This is a genomic window from Hamadaea sp. (assembly GCF_013362815.1).
GTDB lineage: Bacteria > Actinomycetota > Actinomycetes > Mycobacteriales > Micromonosporaceae > Hamadaea.
On sequence record NZ_JABFVK010000061.1, the window covers coordinates 1 to 16,260 of the forward strand.

At 68.8% G+C, this 16,260-nt stretch carries 9 protein-coding genes; 3 read left to right on the forward strand and 6 right to left on the reverse strand.

Features of this window, described 5'->3' with window-relative positions:
• The first annotated feature begins 144 nt into the window (after nucleotides 1–144).
• On the forward strand, nucleotides 145–3,300 hold the full coding sequence (locus HOV77_RS25850) for a GH92 family glycosyl hydrolase (protein WP_290866015.1): 3,156 nt from the start codon (nucleotides 145–147) through the stop codon (nucleotides 3,298–3,300).
• A 162-nt stretch (nucleotides 3,301–3,462) separates the two neighbouring features.
• Here HOV77_RS25850 and HOV77_RS25855 read toward each other — a convergent pair whose 3' ends face one another.
• The gene (locus HOV77_RS25855; RefSeq protein WP_290866017.1) at nucleotides 3,463–4,407 is read right to left on the reverse strand and encodes an ROK family protein; all 945 of its coding nucleotides are present in this window, start codon (nucleotides 4,405–4,407) and stop codon (nucleotides 3,463–3,465) included.
• Nucleotides 4,408–4,530: 123 nt separating this feature from the next.
• Here HOV77_RS25855 and HOV77_RS25860 point away from each other — a divergent pair, with 123 nt between their 5' ends.
• Nucleotides 4,531–5,490: a LacI family DNA-binding transcriptional regulator gene (locus HOV77_RS25860; protein WP_290866129.1), complete on the forward strand. Its 960-nt coding sequence runs from the start codon at nucleotides 4,531–4,533 to the stop codon at nucleotides 5,488–5,490.
• On the opposite strand, the gene HOV77_RS25865 is transcribed toward HOV77_RS25860, so the two are convergent.
• The gene (locus tag HOV77_RS25865; protein ID WP_290866131.1) at nucleotides 5,468–6,268 is read right to left on the reverse strand and encodes an HAD family hydrolase; all 801 of its coding nucleotides are present in this window, start codon (nucleotides 6,266–6,268) and stop codon (nucleotides 5,468–5,470) included. The two genes, HOV77_RS25860 and HOV77_RS25865, sit on opposite strands and share 23 nt — an antisense overlap.
• 100 nt (nucleotides 6,269–6,368) lie before the next feature.
• Between HOV77_RS25865 and HOV77_RS25870 the strand changes: the two genes are divergently transcribed.
• On the forward strand, nucleotides 6,369–7,184 hold the full coding sequence (locus HOV77_RS25870) for an SDR family oxidoreductase (RefSeq protein WP_290866019.1): 816 nt from the start codon (nucleotides 6,369–6,371) through the stop codon (nucleotides 7,182–7,184).
• A gap of 117 nt (nucleotides 7,185–7,301) precedes the next feature.
• On the opposite strand, the gene HOV77_RS25875 is transcribed toward HOV77_RS25870, so the two are convergent.
• The 4 genes from HOV77_RS25875 to HOV77_RS25890 all read right to left on the reverse strand — a co-directional run bounded on the left by HOV77_RS25875 (nucleotide 7,302) and on the right by HOV77_RS25890 (nucleotide 16,035).
• On the reverse strand, nucleotides 7,302–10,229 hold the full coding sequence (locus HOV77_RS25875; RefSeq protein ID WP_290866020.1) for a glycoside hydrolase family 48 protein: 2,928 nt from the start codon (nucleotides 10,227–10,229) through the stop codon (nucleotides 7,302–7,304).
• Nucleotides 10,230–10,708: 479 nt separating this feature from the next.
• Entirely contained in the window at nucleotides 10,709–11,746 is a 1,038-nt protein-coding gene (locus HOV77_RS25880) for a LacI family DNA-binding transcriptional regulator (protein ID WP_290866022.1), read from the reverse strand.
• Entirely contained in the window at nucleotides 11,743–14,538 is a 2,796-nt protein-coding gene (locus tag HOV77_RS25885) for a glycoside hydrolase family 3 protein (RefSeq protein ID WP_290866024.1), read from the reverse strand. Before HOV77_RS25885 ends, HOV77_RS25880 begins: the two co-directional genes overlap by 4 nt.
• Nucleotides 14,539–14,826: 288 nt before the next feature.
• Nucleotides 14,827–16,035 carry an ROK family transcriptional regulator gene (locus tag HOV77_RS25890; RefSeq protein WP_290866133.1) on the reverse strand — a complete coding sequence of 403 codons (1,209 nt, stop codon included), beginning with the start codon at nucleotides 16,033–16,035 and terminating at the stop codon, nucleotides 14,827–14,829.
• Nucleotides 16,036–16,260 lie beyond the last annotated feature (225 nt).

Consider the following 16,260-nt stretch of genomic DNA (forward strand, 5'->3'; position numbering starts at 1 on the left):
CGCACGGCCCGCGCCGCACCGCGCTAGCACCAGATCCCTGATCTGCCCGGAAACAGTCCGGCACAGTACGGGCTATTGACATATGTCTTCGTAGGGACTTTTCTATCTCCATTCCATGACAACGTTGTCTGAAAGGAGTGGATCATGTCCCGCGGACCCCTCCCACGGTTCGGGCGTGTGTTCACCGCTTTCCTCGCCATCGTGACCGGAACGGTCGCAGCCGGTGTCGCGTACGCGCCAACGCCGGCGCACGCGGCCCTCAACCTCACCCAGTACGTGAACCCGTTCATCGGGACCGACGACAGCAACTCGCCCAACCCCGTCCCCGGCGGCGCCGGTGGCAGCACCGTGCCCGGTCCGGTCGCTCCGTTCGGGATGGTGCAGTTCAGCCCGGACACGCCGACTGCGTCCCCCTCCGGCTACCGGTTCTCCGACACCCAGATCCAGGAGTACGCCCTGACCCATTTCAACGGGGCGGGCTGCTCGAACAACGAGGACATCGGAATCCTCCCGATCACCGGCGCGATCGGATCGTCGCCGGGCACCAACTGGACGGCGTACCAGGCGACACAGGTAAAGGGCAGTGAAGTCGCCCAGGCCGGTTACTACAAGTCGGTGCTGTCCACCTACGGGAACACGCAGGTCGAGTTGTCCGCGACGAAGCGTACGGCGATCATGCGGCTCGCGTACCCGGCCACGGCGTCGGCTCGCGTACTGCTGAACACGAGCAAGAGCGCGACCGGCAGCCGCAGCGGCTCCATCTCGATCAGCGGTGCGACCGTGAGCGGCTCGGTCACCGGCGGCGGCTTCTGCGGGTCGTCGAAGACCTACCAGATCTACTACTACGGCCAGTTCGACCGTACGCCGACTTCGGTCGGCACCTGGCTCGGCAGCACGGTGAGCGCCGGTTCGACGAGCACGAGTGGCGCCAACTCGGGCGGCTACGTCACCTTCGACACCAGCAGCAATCCGGCGGTGAATTTCAAGATCGGAATCTCCTTCGTCAGCGTCGCCAACGCGCAGGCCAACCTGGCCGCCGAGCAGAGTGGCTTCGCTTTCGACACCGTACGCGCCAACGCCGACGCGGACTGGAACGCGATGCTGAACCGGGTGCAGGCGACCGGTGGCAGCGCAACTGATCTGCAGAAGTTCTACACCGCCCTCTACCACGTGCTGATCAACCCGAATATCGCCAGCGACGTCAACGGGCAGTACCGCGGGTTCGACCAGGCGGTGCACACCTCCAGCCGGACGATCTACCAGAACTACTCGGGCTGGGACATCTATCGGTCGTGGGCCGCGTTGGTGGCGTTGATCGCGCCCGGCGAGGCGGCCGACATCGCCAACTCGATGGTGCTCGACGGCCAGCAGGGCGGGCTCATTCCGAAGTGGTCGCACAACAGCAACGAGCATTTCGTCATGACCGGTGACCCCGGGCCGGTCATCGTGTCCAGCCTCAACGCGTTCGGCGTCACGAACTTCGACACCGCCGCCGCGCTGAACCTGATGAACAGCAGCTCCAACGGCGGAACGATCCAGGGCGGCGCCATTCGCGGCCGCCAGTCGGAGTACGTCAGCCAGCATTTCATCGACGAGGACTCGTCCGACTCCTTGGAGTACTCCGCGTCGGACTTCGCGGTGGCGCAGTTCGCCCAACGACAGGGCAACACCAGCCTGTACAACACGTACATGACACGGGCGCAGTGGTGGGCGAACGTGTTCTCCACCGAGTCGAGCTACATCCAGCAGCGCAACCCGGACAACAGCTGGACCTGGCCGCTCGACCCGGCCAGCAGCAGCAACTACACCGAGGGCAACGCCTCGCAGTACACCTGGATGGTCACCTACAACTTCGGCAGCCTGATCAACCTCATGGGCGGGCCGCAGACCGCGCGACAGCGGCTCGACCACCACTTCACCCAGCTCAACGGGGGCCTGACCCAGCCGTACTTCTACATCGGCAACGAACCCGAGCACGGAGTGCCGTGGGCGTACAACTGGGCGCAATGGCCGGCCGGGACCTCGTCGGTCGTCCGCCGGGTGATGAACGAGTCCTACACGACCGGAGCCGGCGGCCTGCCCGGCAACGAGGACCTCGGTGCGACCTCGGCCTGGTACGTGTGGGGCGCGCTGGGCATGTACCCGGCTACGCCCGGCGCGGACACGCTGGCGTTGCACGGCCCGCTGTTCCCGTCGATCCTGATCGACCGGCCGTCCGGCGACATCCAGATCACCGCCACCGGAGCCGGCCAGGGCTCGCAGTACGTGCAGAGCTTCAGCCGCAACGGCACCAGCCAGACCCGGAACTACCTGCGCTACCCGGACGTCGCGAACGGCGCCACCCTCGCGTACACGATGGGAAGCGCTGCGAGCAGCTGGGGCACCGGCGCGGGTGACGTGCCCCCGAGCTTCAACGACGGCTGGACCCCGCCCGCCGCGGCGCCGAATCTGGGCCCGAACCTGGCTCAGGGCAAGGCCGCGAGCGGCTCGACGACCTGCAACTCGAGCGAGACCGCGGACAAGGCCTTCGACGGGCAGATCTCGGCGGCTAGCAAGTGGTGCTCCAGCGTGAGCGGTACGAAGACGCTGCAGGTCGACCTCGGTTCGATCCAGAACGTGGGCGCGTTCGTGGTCAAGCACGCCGGGCTCGGCGGCGAGAACACCGGTTGGAACATCGGCGCGTTCACCATCTCCACCAGCACCGACAACAGCACCTGGAGCCAGCGGGTGTCGGTCTCCGGCAACCGTTCCAGCCGCACCTATCACCCCATCGGCACCGTCTCCGCGCGCTACGTGCGGCTCGACATCACCACACCCACGAACAACGGCAATGCCGCGGCACGCATTGCCGAATTCGAGGTGTACGCCGGAACAGGCGGACCGGTCAACCTCGCCTTGGGGAAGGCAGCGACCGCCGATTCGTCGTGTGCCACGAGTGAGGGCCCGGAGAAGGCCGTCAACGGCTCCTGGACCGGTGGCAACAGCGACAAGTGGTGTTCGCTGGGCAGCAGCAAGTGGTGGCAGGTGGACCTGGGCTCGACCCAGACCGTCTCGTCGTTCACGGTGCGGCACGCCGGCGCGGGCGGGGAGTCGACGACGTGGAACACGCGCGACTTCACGATCCAGACGTCGACCGACGGTTCGACCTGGACGACGCGGGCGACGGTCACGGGGAACACCGCCAGCGTCAGTACGCACCCGATCACTCCGGTCTCCGCCCGCTATGTGCGGCTGACCGTCCAAACCCCGGCCCAAGACACGAACACCGCCGCCCGCATCTACGAATTCGAGGTCTACTAACCCCTTCCCGTTGATCATGAACCTAGGGTCCACCTGTGCGGTGTGTCGCACCCCTAAGGTCGTGATCATCGACGCGGCGACGCCGCGTCGATCACGACCGAGGGTGCTCCGACACGCCGCCCACGCGGACCCTAGGTTCATGATCAACGGGGCTGGACGGGGTTAAGAGGCGAGGCGGAGCACCGACGGATAGCGCTCCGGTTCGAAGGCGAGCGCGGCCGCGCCCACGAGGCCGGCCGCGTTCCCCAGTTCCGCCGGGGCGACGGCGAGATCCCGCAGGAAGCCGAGTTTGGCGTGCTCGTCGATGGCCTGCCGCAGCGGCGGGAGCAGCACGTCGGCCGCCCGGGAGACGCCACCGCCGACGACCGCCAGGGACAGGTCGGCGATCGCCGCAGCGGAGACGATCCCGGCGGCCACCGCTTGGCCGGCGCGGTCGAAGGCCTGGCCGGCGATCTTGTCGCCCGCACGGGCGGCGGCGGCCAAGTCCACCGCGGACTCGCCGATCCAGCCTTGGCGGCGTGCCCAGGCCACCATGCTCGGGCCGCTGGCGATGCCCTCGACACAACCCCGGCCGCCGCACGGGCACGGGTCGCCGTCCAGGTCGACGACGGTGTGCCCGATGTGCCCGGCGTTCCCCGTACGCCCGCTCACCAACCGGCCGCGTTGAATCAGCCCGCCGCCGACGCCGGTCGACACCACCAGGACGATCACGTCGTCCACGGATCGGGCGGCGCCGCGCCAATGCTCCCCGACGGCGGCGCACATCCCGTCGCCGGCCATGCGTACGGGGGTGCCGGGAACCAGCTCGGCGACGCGCGGGGCCAGCGGAAAGTCTCGCCAGCCGAGGATGTTGACCGGGCTGACCGTGCCCTCGTCCAGGTTCATCGGACCGGCGGTGCCGATGCCGATGCCGACCACCGGGTGACCCGACGCCTCAGAAAGCGTGTCTTGGATGAGCCCAGCGAGCGGGGCGAACACCGTCTCGGCGTCCCCGGGCAGCGTCGGCACGCTCCGCGCGCCGAGCACCGTCCCGTCCGAGCTCACGAGAGAGGCCGCCATTTTGGTGCCGCCGATGTCGACGGCGAGGGCGAGCGCAGCACGATCCATGGCGGGCAGGATAGCCCGAGCGTCTTGTGACAACGTTGTCAGCCCCGCGTACCGTTGCCGTGACGTAACCTCCTCAGCGTGGTGGCGAGTCGGCACGAGAAGCAGCGGGACGGGCGGCCCACGATGGTCGACGTCGCCAAACGCGCAGGTGTCAGCCTGAAGACCGTCTCGCGGGTGGTCAACGGTTCCCCGCAGGTGCAGCCGGAACTCGCCGACCGCGTCCACGCGGCCATCGCCGAGCTCGGCTTCCGGCGTAACCACCTGGCCAGCGCCTTGCGTTCGGGGCAGCTCACCGCGACGGTCGGGCTGCTCATCGAGGAGATCGCCAATCCGTTCTACGCGACCATCGCCGGAGTGGTGGCCGAGACTGCGCGGGAACACGACACCCTGCTGTTCACCGCGAGCTCCGAGGAGGACCCCGTACGCGAGGAGCTGCTCCTCCGCGATCTCTGCGCGCGCCGAGTGGACGGGCTCATCGTGGTGCCGGCCGGATACGACCACGGTTTCCTGCGTTCGGAGGTGGAGCGGGGTCTCCCGGTGGTGTTCCTCGACCGGCCAGGCGGCGGGCTGGTGGCCGACACCGTCCTGCTGGACAACCGGGGCGGCACCCGGGCGGGGGTGGAGCGGCTCCTCGCCGGTGGCCACCGGCGGATCGCCGTCCTGCTCGACTCGGTCGGGGTCTACACGATGCGGGAACGCCTGGCCGGGGCCCAGGAGGCGCTGGCCGCCGCCGGGATTCCGTACGACCCCACGCTCGTTCGCGAAGGGGTCAAGGACCCTGCCACCGCCGCAGCGGTCGTGGCTGAATTGTCCGATGTAGACGCGTACGTGTGCCTCAACAACCGGATCACCGTCGGAGCGCTGCAAGAACTCGTACGCCGAGGCGGCGACGCCGAACTGCTCGGCTTCGACGACTTCGAGCTGTCCTACCTGATGCCGCGACCGTTCACGGTGATCGCGTACGACCCGAAGGAGCTGGCGCGCCGGGCGGCGGACCTGTTGTTCGCCCGGATCGCGGGGGACGAGACGTGGCCGCGGACGGAGGTGCTGCCGACGCACCTCATCGAGCGCGGCCTCCGCTGAACAGCCCCTCGAGGACGACGGCGACGCCGTCGTCGTCGTTGGCGGGGGCGCGCAGCGAGGTGGCGGCGAGCACTGCGGGATGCGCGTTGGCGACTGCATACGCCGTCCCGGCCCAGGCCAGCATCGGCAGGTCGTTCGGCGCGTCCCCGAACGCGATCACCTCGTCGGAGGTGACGCCCCACTGCTCGCACAGCGCGGCCAGCGTGGCGGCCTTCGAGACCCCGGCCGCGCCGATCTCCAGTGGCGCGCGCTCGGCCGACCAGGTGCATTCGATCAGCTCGCCGATCGCCGGGCGCAGCCGTTCCCAGGCACGATCCGGGTCGGAGTCGGGCAGCCACACCATGAGCTTGACGAACGGCTCGGTCAGCAGGTCCGCCACGCTTTCGACGAACTCACGCCGATAGTCGAGCGCGGGCTTGTACCGATAGCCCGGCTCGAACAGCACGCGGTGCCCGGTCTCCACCGCGAAGCCGGAGCCCGGCACGATCGCGGTGATCTCCTCGATCACCTTGCGCGCGACGTCCAGCGGCAGTGGATGCAGGATCTCCGGCGCCTCGCCGACGCGGTGAAGATTCGAGCCATTGCCACAGATCGCCAGGTCGATCAGCGTCTCGCCGCCGAAGAGCTCGTCGATCACGCGGGCCGGCCGGGCGGTCGCGGCCACCACGCGCGTTCCGGCTGAGCGGACCGCTTTCAATGCTGCTTTGGTACGCACAGAGAGCGTGACGTCGCTGCGGAGCAGTGTCCCGTCCAGATCCGTAGCCACGACTTTCGGCATGATCACGTCTTTCACCCTACCGGGTGGCCGTCAACATTCTTACATTGCGATGAATCGAATTCATCCGTGATGCTCGGCCGTACTGGAGGAAGGGGTAACAATGCCGCATCGCTGGCTGGTCACCGGGTGTTCGAGCGGAGTGGGCCGGGCCTTGGCCCGTCGCCTCGTCGACGAGGGCGAACAGGTGCTCGTCACCGCCCGGCGGCCCGAGACGATCGCCGAGTTCGCGGGCCTGCCCAACGTCGTCGTCGCACCGCTGGACGTCCGGGACGAGGAGCAGTGCCGCGCTGCGATCGAGCTCGCCGCCGACCGCTTCGGCGGGCTGGACGTCCTGGTCAACAACGCCGGATACGGGCAGTTCGGGGCGGTCGAGGAAGTCTCGCCGGAGCAACTGCTGGCTCAGTTCGAGACGAACCTGTTCGGGCCGTGGCGGCTGCTGCGCCTGGCCATGCCCCAGTGGCGGGCGCAGGGTGGCGGGCACGCCCTGTTCGTCTCCTCGACGGCCGGCTTCACGCCCTATCCGGGGCTCTCGGCGTACACGTCGAGCAAGTTCGCCCTGGAAGGGCTCGCCGAATCGCTCGCGCAGGAGGCGGCACAGTTCGGCGTACGCGTGACGATCCTCCAGCTGGGCGGATTCGCCACCGGCTACGGCCGGGCGCTGGTGCAGCCCGCGCAATCGGTCGACGCCTACGTTCCGGTGTACGGCGAGATGCGAACCGCCTTCGAGCACTTCGAGCAGTTGCCGGGGCTGAACGATCCCACGCTGTTCGCCGAGACGGTGGTACGCGTCGTCCGCGAACCGAATCCGCCGTTGCGCGTACCAGTCGGTCCTGATGCGCAGGCGCACCTGACCGCGGCGCTGGAGCAGCGGGTGAAGCAGCTGGCCGCGACCACGGACGGCGACGACTTCTTTTAGCCCCACCCGGCCTCGCGAAGCACGGTCGCTGGAGAACCGCGCGCGGCGGCAGCGGACCGCGGACATGGGGCGGCCCCGTGTCGCTTCGAGCGCGGCGACACGGGGCCTGGAATAACGTCAGCCGTTCGGGAACAGGGCGGCGTAGTCGCCGTAAGCCATGGCGATGTCGCTCTGTGCCCAGAACCGGTGATAGGTGAACGTCGGTACGGACCCACCGTTCAGGTAGGCCTGGACCGCCGGCCAGTTCGGGTCGTTCTTGTACCAGGACCGGATGTCCAGGAACGACTTGCCCGACGCGATCGGGTCACCGTTGGACATCGCCCCGGTCCAGCCGGACGGGATGTAGAGGCCCTGGTGGGTCGAGGCGTTGTAGACGTCGTCGAACCGGTTGTAGTCCGACCGGGTCTCCGGGATGCCCACGCCCTTGCTGTCGCTGTTGGCGTACAGCGCGTCGATCAGCGCCTTGGCGGTGCTCTTCGCCGAGGTGCTGCCCGACTTGGCGGCGTAGTACATGAGCAGACGAGCGTAGGCCGCCGCGACACCGGCGTCCGAGCCACGTGCGGTGATCGTCACGTGCAGGTTGGTGTTGGCCTGCGGCGACGTCGGGTTCCACGTGTTCGGCGCGCCGGACCACGACATGTCGGACGGGATGAGGAAGCTCGACCCGCTGACCGTCGTATTCGCGATCGCCCACGTCGTCCACTTGTCCAGGATGGACTTGGCCTTGGCGTCGTTGCTCACGTAGTAGTACTCCGCCAGCCGCTCGAGCGACCACGCCTGCATGCCGAACCACTGGTTCGACGGCGGGTCGTGGTAGACCGGCTGGTAGTCGTAGAACATGCCGTAGAACGTCGGGGTGCCGCTCGGCGGGGTGCCGTAGTTGCCACCCCAGCTGTTCGTGGCGCCACCGGCGATCGCGCCCTCCGACGACTGGAGCCACTGGTAGAACTCCAGCTGGCGCTGAAGGCTGGTGGTCCAGTCCGCGTTCGCGGTCGGCGAGGTGGGCTTGAGGCCCGCGACGTTCGACAGCGCGTACGCGGCCAGGGGGTTCTGGTAGCCGAAGTGGTTGAAGCTGGAACCGATGCGCCACGACCACTGGTCGCTCATGCCACCGCCCCAGGCGTAGTACCAGGAGAGCAGGTAGTGCTCCGAGTCCCGGCCGGTGCCCGCGGGACAAGCCGAGGCGCCGATGCAGTTCCCGATCTTCTTGAAGTACTTGTCGAACAGCGCGTACCGGAGGTAGTCGCCCATCTTGGCGGCCTTCGACACGGTCGTCGCGACGTCGGCCTGCTTGCCTTGAGCGGTCGACCACTGCAGCGCCCAGTACGCCGCCTCGACGGCGCGGGCGTCCGCGTCCGGCGCGTTGGTGTACTTCCACTGCTTGGACGGCGTACCCGACTCCTTGATGAAGAGGTCGAGGAAGCCGTACTGGCCACCGGCGGTGAAGTTCTCACAGCTGGGCTGCGGAACCGTCTCCCACACCGACTCCTGCGGACCGCGCTGGAAGGTGTTGATGTACGACACCCGCGTGGTCTTGTCACCGCAGTGCCCGTAGCCGTACTTGTTGTCGACGTCCAGCAGCCAGTGCATGCCGTAGATGTCGCCGGTGCCGTAGGTGCTGGTCAGCTCGGACTTCAGCGGGTCCACACCGACCGGCACGCTGGACTCCAGCGGCGACGGGTACTGGTCCGGGTAGTCGTGCTCCGCGGCGTACTGCGGGGTGCCGGAAGCGCCGGCCGTCGGCTGGTCGGCGTGGGACGGGATGATGTACTTCTCCATCGTCGCCCAGGCCTGGTTGAACGGGGTCCAGTTCTGCGACACCCGGCCGTACTGTGCCTCGAGCCAGAGCCAGAAGCTGAACGCCTCGGACGTCGTCTCGTGACCGTAGTCCGGCGCCTCGACGATCAGCGTCTCGATCGAGTGGTAGGGCACACCCTCGGGGGAGAAGTAGCCGTTCGCCGGGTTCTTGATCTTGTTGTACTGCTCCAGGAACCGCTGGACGTAGACCGGCTGGTCGTTGTCCGACTCGGTCACGGCGACCGTCGCCGCGGTGTATCCCGTCGCGGTGGCGGAGACCGTCGCGGTGCCGTTGGCGTTGTCCGCGTCCTCGGCCGCCGCGATCGTGATGTTCTGGTTCGTCGACCAGTTCGACGGGGTGAACGTCAGGGTCGCGGGCGTGACCGTGATGTCGGTGTCCCCGGCGCTCCGGGCGACCGCCACTGTCACGTTCGCCGTCGGCGCGGCCGACAACTTGACGCCGACCGTCGTCGAGGAGCCCTCAGGCACGGACGCCGAGGCGGCGCTCGCCACGATCGACGGCCCGGTCACCGCGTCCACGATCACCGTGATCTGGGCGGTAGCGGTACCGCCTTGGTTGTCGTACGCCTTCGCCTGGAAGGTGTAGGTGCCGGCGGGCAGCGCCGAGACCGACCAGGAGTACGGCGAGGTGGCGTCCGAACCGAGCAGGCTGCCGTCCCGGTAGAACTCGACGTTCGCCACCGTGCCGGGCGCGGTGTCGCTGGCCGAGGCCGCGATCGTGAACGCTGCGGGGGCGGAGAAGTGCGTGTTCGTCGCCGGGCTCGTGATGCTCACCGTGGGCGGGGTGTTCGCCCCGGTGCAGGCCACACCGTTGATCTTGAAGTCGGTGGGCTTGCCGTTCGACCCGTACCAGTTGGCGTTGAACCCGATCGAGGTGGTGCCGTTGGTCGGGATGCTGCCGTTCCAGGACATGTTCGTCGCGGTGACCACCGCGCCGGACTGCGACCAGTTGGCCGACCAGCCCTGGATGTTGTTCTGCCCGTTCGGGAAGGTGAACTGCAGCGACCAGGAGCTCCAGGCGTCGCCGAGGTTTCGCAACGTCACGCTGGCGGTGAAACCGCCCTGGTTGTTGCCGCCGTTCCAGTCGCTGGTCGCGTAGTCGACCGAACAGGAGACGGCAGCGTGGGCGGGTGCCGCGCCGGCGACGATGCCGGCGGCGGCCAGGACGGCCGACACGGCGAGCGCCAGGATGCGCCTGAGCCGGGTGCGGCGGGGGGTGAGCTTCATGCGTACTCCTCGCGGGGGATGGGCAGGCAGACCGCTGGGGATGATGCGGGGTCGGCACTGGGCGGTGCCGACCCCTGGGCGGTTTGCGTCTTATCCGGTGGAGCGGGTGGAGCCGGGTTCGGTGAAACGGTCGAATCCGTGGGGGCCGGACAGGCAGAAATCAGCCGCGATGTGAGATGCCCGGTCAGGGCTTCGCAGAATGTGGTGCTCGGGCATTACGATGTCTCCTGTCCGTGGAGCCGTGCGGCTTGCGTCGTGCGGGGGACACCGGGGCGGATGTGGGCGCATCCGCCCCGCCGCATGTCTGCAGGCAGGCACGGTGTATTCACTTCTGGGAGCGCTCCCATATTCGTATAGGGAACTCCGTTGTGTTAGAGATTTAACCCTCTGGTCGGCCAGTTGTGAAGACCCTGTTTCCCCAGGTCCACAGTGGACAAAAATATTGGCACACTCTTGCCTTGATCAACTGACCAAGTAGATCAGTGAGTGATCGGGCCGGTGGAGGAGCGTACGGTCAGGTTCGGGGCCAGCAGCGTCACGTTGGGCACGGTGACTCCGTCCAGCTTCGCCATGAGCAGTTCGACCGCCCGGCGGCCGACCTCCGACGCCGGGATCGGCACCGAGGTGAGCGCGGGGGTGGCCCGCTCGGCGATCTCGTCCGGGCAGATGGCCACGACCGAGACGTCGTCCGGTACGCGACGGTCCAGCTCCCGCAAGGCGGTCAGCACGTGATCGACGGCCGCCTCGTTGTGCACGATCAGGCCGGTGGCGTGCGGCACCGAGCGCAGCGCCTCCAGGGCGGCGGCGTACGTCGGCTCGCAGGGACGGGCGACCGCGGTCAGCCCGGCCGTCCGGGCGGCCTCCATCACGCCGTCCCGCGTACGCCGGGCGAAGCCGGTGTCCCGGTCGTAGACCACCTGTGGCGCACCGAGGAGGGCGATCTCCTGATGCCCGAGCGCAGCCAAGTGCTGTACGCACGCTGCCCCGGCGGCGGCGAAGTCGAGGTCGACACAGGTGAGCCCGTCCGCCGACGCCGGCAGTCCGATGAGGACGCTGGGCCGGTCGAGTTCCAGCAACGTCGGTACGCGGGGATCGTGCGTCTCGACGTCCATGAGGATCAGCCCGTCGACCAGCGCGCTCCCGGCGATGCGGCGTACGCCGGCCGCCCCTTCGTCCGCGGTCAACAGCAGCACGTCGTGCTCGACACTCCGGGCGCCGGTCAGCACGGCCATCGCGAACTGCATGAGGATGGGCAGGTGCATACCGGGGCGCAGAGGTAGCGCCAGGGCGATCACGTTGGCCTTGTTGCTGGCCAGTGAGCGCGCTCCGGCATGGGGATGGAAGCCCAGCGTACGGATGCTGGCCATCACCCGGGCCCGGGTCGTCGCCGAGATCGTCCGCTTGCCGCTGAGCACATAGGACACCGTGCTGGCCGCGACTCCGGCATGCTTGGCGACGTCCGTGATCGTGACGACGTTGCCGCGAGCCCGCCCAGAGGGGTTGGAAGTAGTGGTCATCGGGCGAACGCCAGTTCCTCGACGGTCGTGCCGACCGAGCCGTAGACGAGATAGAGGTCGTGCACGCCGTCCACGCTAGCGGTCGGCACGCGCTGACCGGGCACCACCTTCGCCAGCTCCGGACCGGAGAACGGATCGTCGACGCGGATGGACACCGCACCGCCGTGACCGTGGATCTGCGTCGTGCGTACCCCTGAGAGATCGACGCCCTGGAAGCACAGCCAGGCGCCGTCCTCGACGGCCTTGACCCCGTCGGCGGCGAGAGCGATCCCGCTGTACTCGTCGTTGTCCACGGCCCGGACCGGCTGGTCCACGGCCCGGCGGGTGCCGATGACCGTGCCTCGGACGGCGAGCGTCGCGGTGAGGCGGATGTCGGAGCTGGAGCGGCCCACCATGATCTTGTGCCGGGCGGCCTCGACCACCAGGCGGCCGGTGGTGACGTCCCAGAAGGCCAGGTCGTCGACGTGGACCGGCAGGCTGACCTCGCGGGACTCGCCCGGCTGGAGGGTGAACTTGGTGAATCCGCGCAGCTGGCGCAGCGGTTGCTTGACCCGCGACCGCTGCTGGTGCGAGTAGAGCTGGACGACCTCGGTGCCGGGCCGCGAGCCGGTGTTCGTGACGGTGCAGGTGACGGTCACGGTCTCGCCGGCCGCCGCACCTTCGGCAGAGATCCGCAGTCCCGCGTATTCGAAGGTGGTGTACGACAGACCGTGACCGAACGGGTACAGCGGGGTGCCGCGGTAGTAGAGGTAGGTCGCGTCGTTGGCGATGATGTCGTAGTCGAAGATGTCCGGCAGCTCGCAGGCGCTGCGATACCAGGTCTGCGGCAGCCGCCCGCCCGGGTCGGCCGCGCCGGTCAGCACGTCGGCGACGGCCCGGCCCAGCTCCTGCCCCGCGTGCGAACTCCACAGCACCGCAGGGAGATGGACCTCGGCCCAGCCGACCGCGTACGGGTAGCTGCTGACCAGCAGCAACGCGGTCGAGGCGTTGGCCGCGTACACCTCCTTCAGGAGGTTCTCCTGCCCCGGAGGCAGCGCCAGGTCCGCGCGATCCTCGGTCTCCCGGCCGTTGACCAGCGGGTGGTTGCCCAGTACGACCACTGCGGCATCCGCGCTCGCGGCCGCGGCGGCGGCCTGAGCCGCGCCGTCGACCACCAACTCGACCTCGAACGGCACCGGCTGCGCGCCGAGCGTCAGGTCCGCCTGCAGGCCGCCCAGCTCCTCGTTGCCCGGCGACGCGTGGTGGCGGATCACGACCGTGCCGTCCACCTGCTCGTCCAGCCGGAACAGCTCGCGTACCGTCCACTCCGACGGCCCGTCCGAGCCCGCGTCGAGCGTGCCTTTCGCCCCGCTCTGCGCGATGTCCGCGGCCGGTCCGCCGACCGGGCCGTCCTGGTCCGCGCTGGTGTTGACCCGCAGGAACCGCCCGGTCGCGGTCGAGCGCAAGGTCACCACGCCCTGGCCCCAGTCGAAGATGTCGTAAGCACACAGCGCGTCGTCGAGCCGTGCCCCGGTCTCGTCGACCACCAGGTATCGGCCGTCCTTCTTCAGCGCGACGCGATCGACGCCCTCCACGTGCAGGACGTTGGTCTTCTCCGCAAGTCCCTGCTTCACGGTGACGGCGTACGGGAGGGTGCCGCTGTACCAGTCGGTGTGGTTGCGGTCGGCCAGCGGCCCGATGACGGCCACCGTCTTGTGCCGGGCCGGGTCGAGCGGCAGCAGTTTGCACTCGGACTTCAGCAGCACGATCGACTGCCGGGCGGTCTCCAGGGCCAGCTCCTGGTGCTCCGCGGAGTTGATGACGTCGGCGCTCAGGCTGTTGTAGGGGTTGTCCTCGACCGGGTCGAACTCGCCCAGGCGGAAGCGGATCGTCAGCGCGCGCTTCACGGCTGTGTCCACATCAGACTCGTCCAGCAGGCCGCGCTGGATCGCTTCGCGCAGCCGGTCGATGGTGATGTGCGAGTTGGTGTTCTGGTCCGTGAAGCTGTCGATGCCCGCCCGGACCGCTGCCCCATGGCTGGCCGCGTGATCGGGGAAGTACGCCTGCTGCGCCGGGTCGGCGAGGTTGTTCGGCGCGAACGCGTCGGAGACGACGAACACCTCGTCCGGCGTCCACGTACGCAGGTCGTCGTTGATGTGCGGAGTGACGTGCGCCGGGACGCCGTTGACGAGGTTGTAGGAGGCCATGACCGCGACCGCGGCACCGGAGGCGATCGCGCGCCGGTACGCCGGAAGTTCGTACTCCCGCAGCACGCGCGGAGTCAGGTTGCTGGAACTGAGGCAGCGGTCGGTCTCGTTGTTGTACCCGAGGAAGTGCTTCAACGTCGGGGCCGTCTTGAGGAACCGGGGATGATCGCCGCGCAGCCCCTCGGCGTACGCCTCACCCAGCACAGCGGTGAGGAAGGAGTCCTCGCTGTAGCCCTCTTCGTTGCGCCCCCAACGCGGATCACGCAACGGATTGACGACCGGTGCCCACACGTTGAGGCCGCAGCGGGTCGGGTCCTTGTGGTGCAGTCCGCGTACCTCGTCCCCGGTCGCGTCGCCGACCCGCTTGACCAGCCCGGGGTCCCAGGTCGCGCCCAGGCCGACCGCCTGGGGGAAGACGGTCGCTTCACCGAGCCAGGCCAGGCCGTGCAGCGCTTCGGTGCCGGTGGTGAACCGCCCGATGCCCAGCCGCTCGATGGCGGGCTGGTGCTGGTGCAGCAACGCGAGCTTCTCCTCGAGCGTGAGCTGCCCGAGCAGGCCTTCGACGCGGCGCTGTAGCGGCGCCGTGGGGTCGCGGAAGTCGGTCATCGGGGGTCACCCTCCGTCGTGAGGGCGGGTTGTCGAAGCGCTTCAACAGTACGCGTTGTTAACGGTCGAAGCGCTTCGACAACTACGCCGAAGAGTTGATGTCGAATGTGTTTCGGGGACTTGTCCAAGAGGTCTACCGGAACCGCTCCCACGCCGTCAAGAGCCCGTGCACTAGACGCCGTGGGAGCACGCTATTGCGGGGAGCGCGCCCTTTTTCGCGCTGGATCAGGGTTCTCGGTCGAATCTTGACCCAAGATTCGACCCGAAACCCTGATCCAGCGCCGGGAACTAGGGGGTCGGGAGGCGACCGGAGTCGATCGTGTCGAGCACCCGGGCCGCGCCGCCGGTCGCCGCCGCGCCGAGTTCGAGCGTCGACGCGACGAGACGCGTACCGCCGGCTTCGGGGGCGATCGAACGGGCGCGCAACTCGGCCTCGGCGGCCGGGATGAGCCAGGGTGCCAGCTGCACGAAGTAGCCGCCGAGCACCACGACATCCGGGTTGAGCAGGTTCGCCACCGTGGCGACCCCGTGACCGAGGTGCTTACCGGTCTCGGCCAGGGCGTCGAGCACCTTCGGGTCACCGGCCTTGGCCCGGCGTACGACCTCTTCGACCTCGGGTTCGAGTTCGGTGGGGGAGGAGGTGGCCGCGTCCGGCAGCGTACGCGCGACGAGCGCCCCGACACCGGCGAGCGCCTCGAGACAGCCGCGTCGGCCGCAGCCGCAGACCGGTCCGCTCGGGTCGACGAGCAGGTGGCCGAACTCGCCGGCGAACCCGCGTTCGCCCCGCATGAGGCGGCCCTCGCTGATGATGCCCGCGCCGATGCCGATCTCGCCAGTGAGGTAGATCAGGTTGGCCGTCTCGGCGAAGCCGCCGTAGCGCTGCTCGGCGAGGACGGCCAGGTTGGCGTCGTTCTCGACCTCGATCGGGTAGGGCGGCTCACCGAGCGCCTTCCGCAGGGCCGACCGCAGGTCGACGTCATGCCAGCGCAGGTTGGGGGCCAGCCGGACGATGCCGTCGCCACCCACCAACCCCGGTACGCCCACCGTCAACCCCAGGGTGCGGCGGCCTTCCTTCTCGACCTTGCCGACGGCCCGCTTGGCCAGGGCGGCGATCGAGGCGGCGGCCTGACCGGGATTGGCCGAGGACCCGGCGAACGCCCGCCGCCAGGACAACAGCTTGCGCCCGGCGAGGTCGACGGCGACCACCGTCATGTAGTCCGCGTTGACCTCCATGCCGATCGCCGCGTACGGCGAGCCGTCGAGCACCAGCATGGTGGCCGGGCGGCCGATCCGCCGCTCCGTCATCCCGGTCTCGCGGACGAGCCGGCGGTCGATGAGATCGGCGACGAGGCTGGAGACGGTGGCCTTGTTGAGGCCGGTCGCCGCCGCGATGTCGGCCCGGGAGCAGGGCGCGTTCATCCGCAGGTGGCGCAGGACGACGGCGAGGTTCGTGGCCCGCACGTCGGCGAAGTCGGCCGGTTGCGGCCCGCTCTGCATGGTGATCACCGTCGGCTCCACAACGTGACTTCGTCGCAATTGACTGAACTCCTGGCGGCTCGCCCGAGCGGCTCCCCGGCGACTGCACTGGGACTGAACGCACTCGGACTGAACGCGCAGCGTGCCCCATCATGCCGTATCGCGGCACGTCGAGTCATCATCCAGCTCCTTGCGCTAGGGTTCCCCCGCCGCCGAGGACGCCTCGCCCGTCGCGACACCGTCCGG

What these genes read in the sequence shown, in the direction of transcription:
- HOV77_RS25850 (WP_290866015.1), top strand. Translation starts at nt 145, where the DNA reads ATGTCCCGCGGACCCCTCCCACGGTTCGGGCGTGTGTTCACCGCTTTC.
- HOV77_RS25855 (WP_290866017.1), bottom strand. Translation starts at nt 4,407, where the DNA reads ATGGATCGTGCTGCGCTCGCCCTCGCCGTCGACATCGGCGGCACCAAA.
- HOV77_RS25860 (WP_290866129.1), top strand. Translation starts at nt 4,531, where the DNA reads ATGGTCGACGTCGCCAAACGCGCAGGTGTCAGCCTGAAGACCGTCTCG.
- HOV77_RS25865 (WP_290866131.1), bottom strand. Translation starts at nt 6,268, where the DNA reads ATGCCGAAAGTCGTGGCTACGGATCTGGACGGGACACTGCTCCGCAGC.
- HOV77_RS25870 (WP_290866019.1), top strand. Translation starts at nt 6,369, where the DNA reads ATGCCGCATCGCTGGCTGGTCACCGGGTGTTCGAGCGGAGTGGGCCGG.
- HOV77_RS25875 (WP_290866020.1), bottom strand. Translation starts at nt 10,229, where the DNA reads ATGAAGCTCACCCCCCGCCGCACCCGGCTCAGGCGCATCCTGGCGCTC.
- HOV77_RS25880 (WP_290866022.1), bottom strand. Translation starts at nt 11,746, where the DNA reads ATGACCACTACTTCCAACCCCTCTGGGCGGGCTCGCGGCAACGTCGTC.
- HOV77_RS25885 (WP_290866024.1), bottom strand. Translation starts at nt 14,538, where the DNA reads ATGACCGACTTCCGCGACCCCACGGCGCCGCTACAGCGCCGCGTCGAA.
- HOV77_RS25890 (WP_290866133.1), bottom strand. Translation starts at nt 16,035, where the DNA reads ATGCAGAGCGGGCCGCAACCGGCCGACTTCGCCGACGTGCGGGCCACG.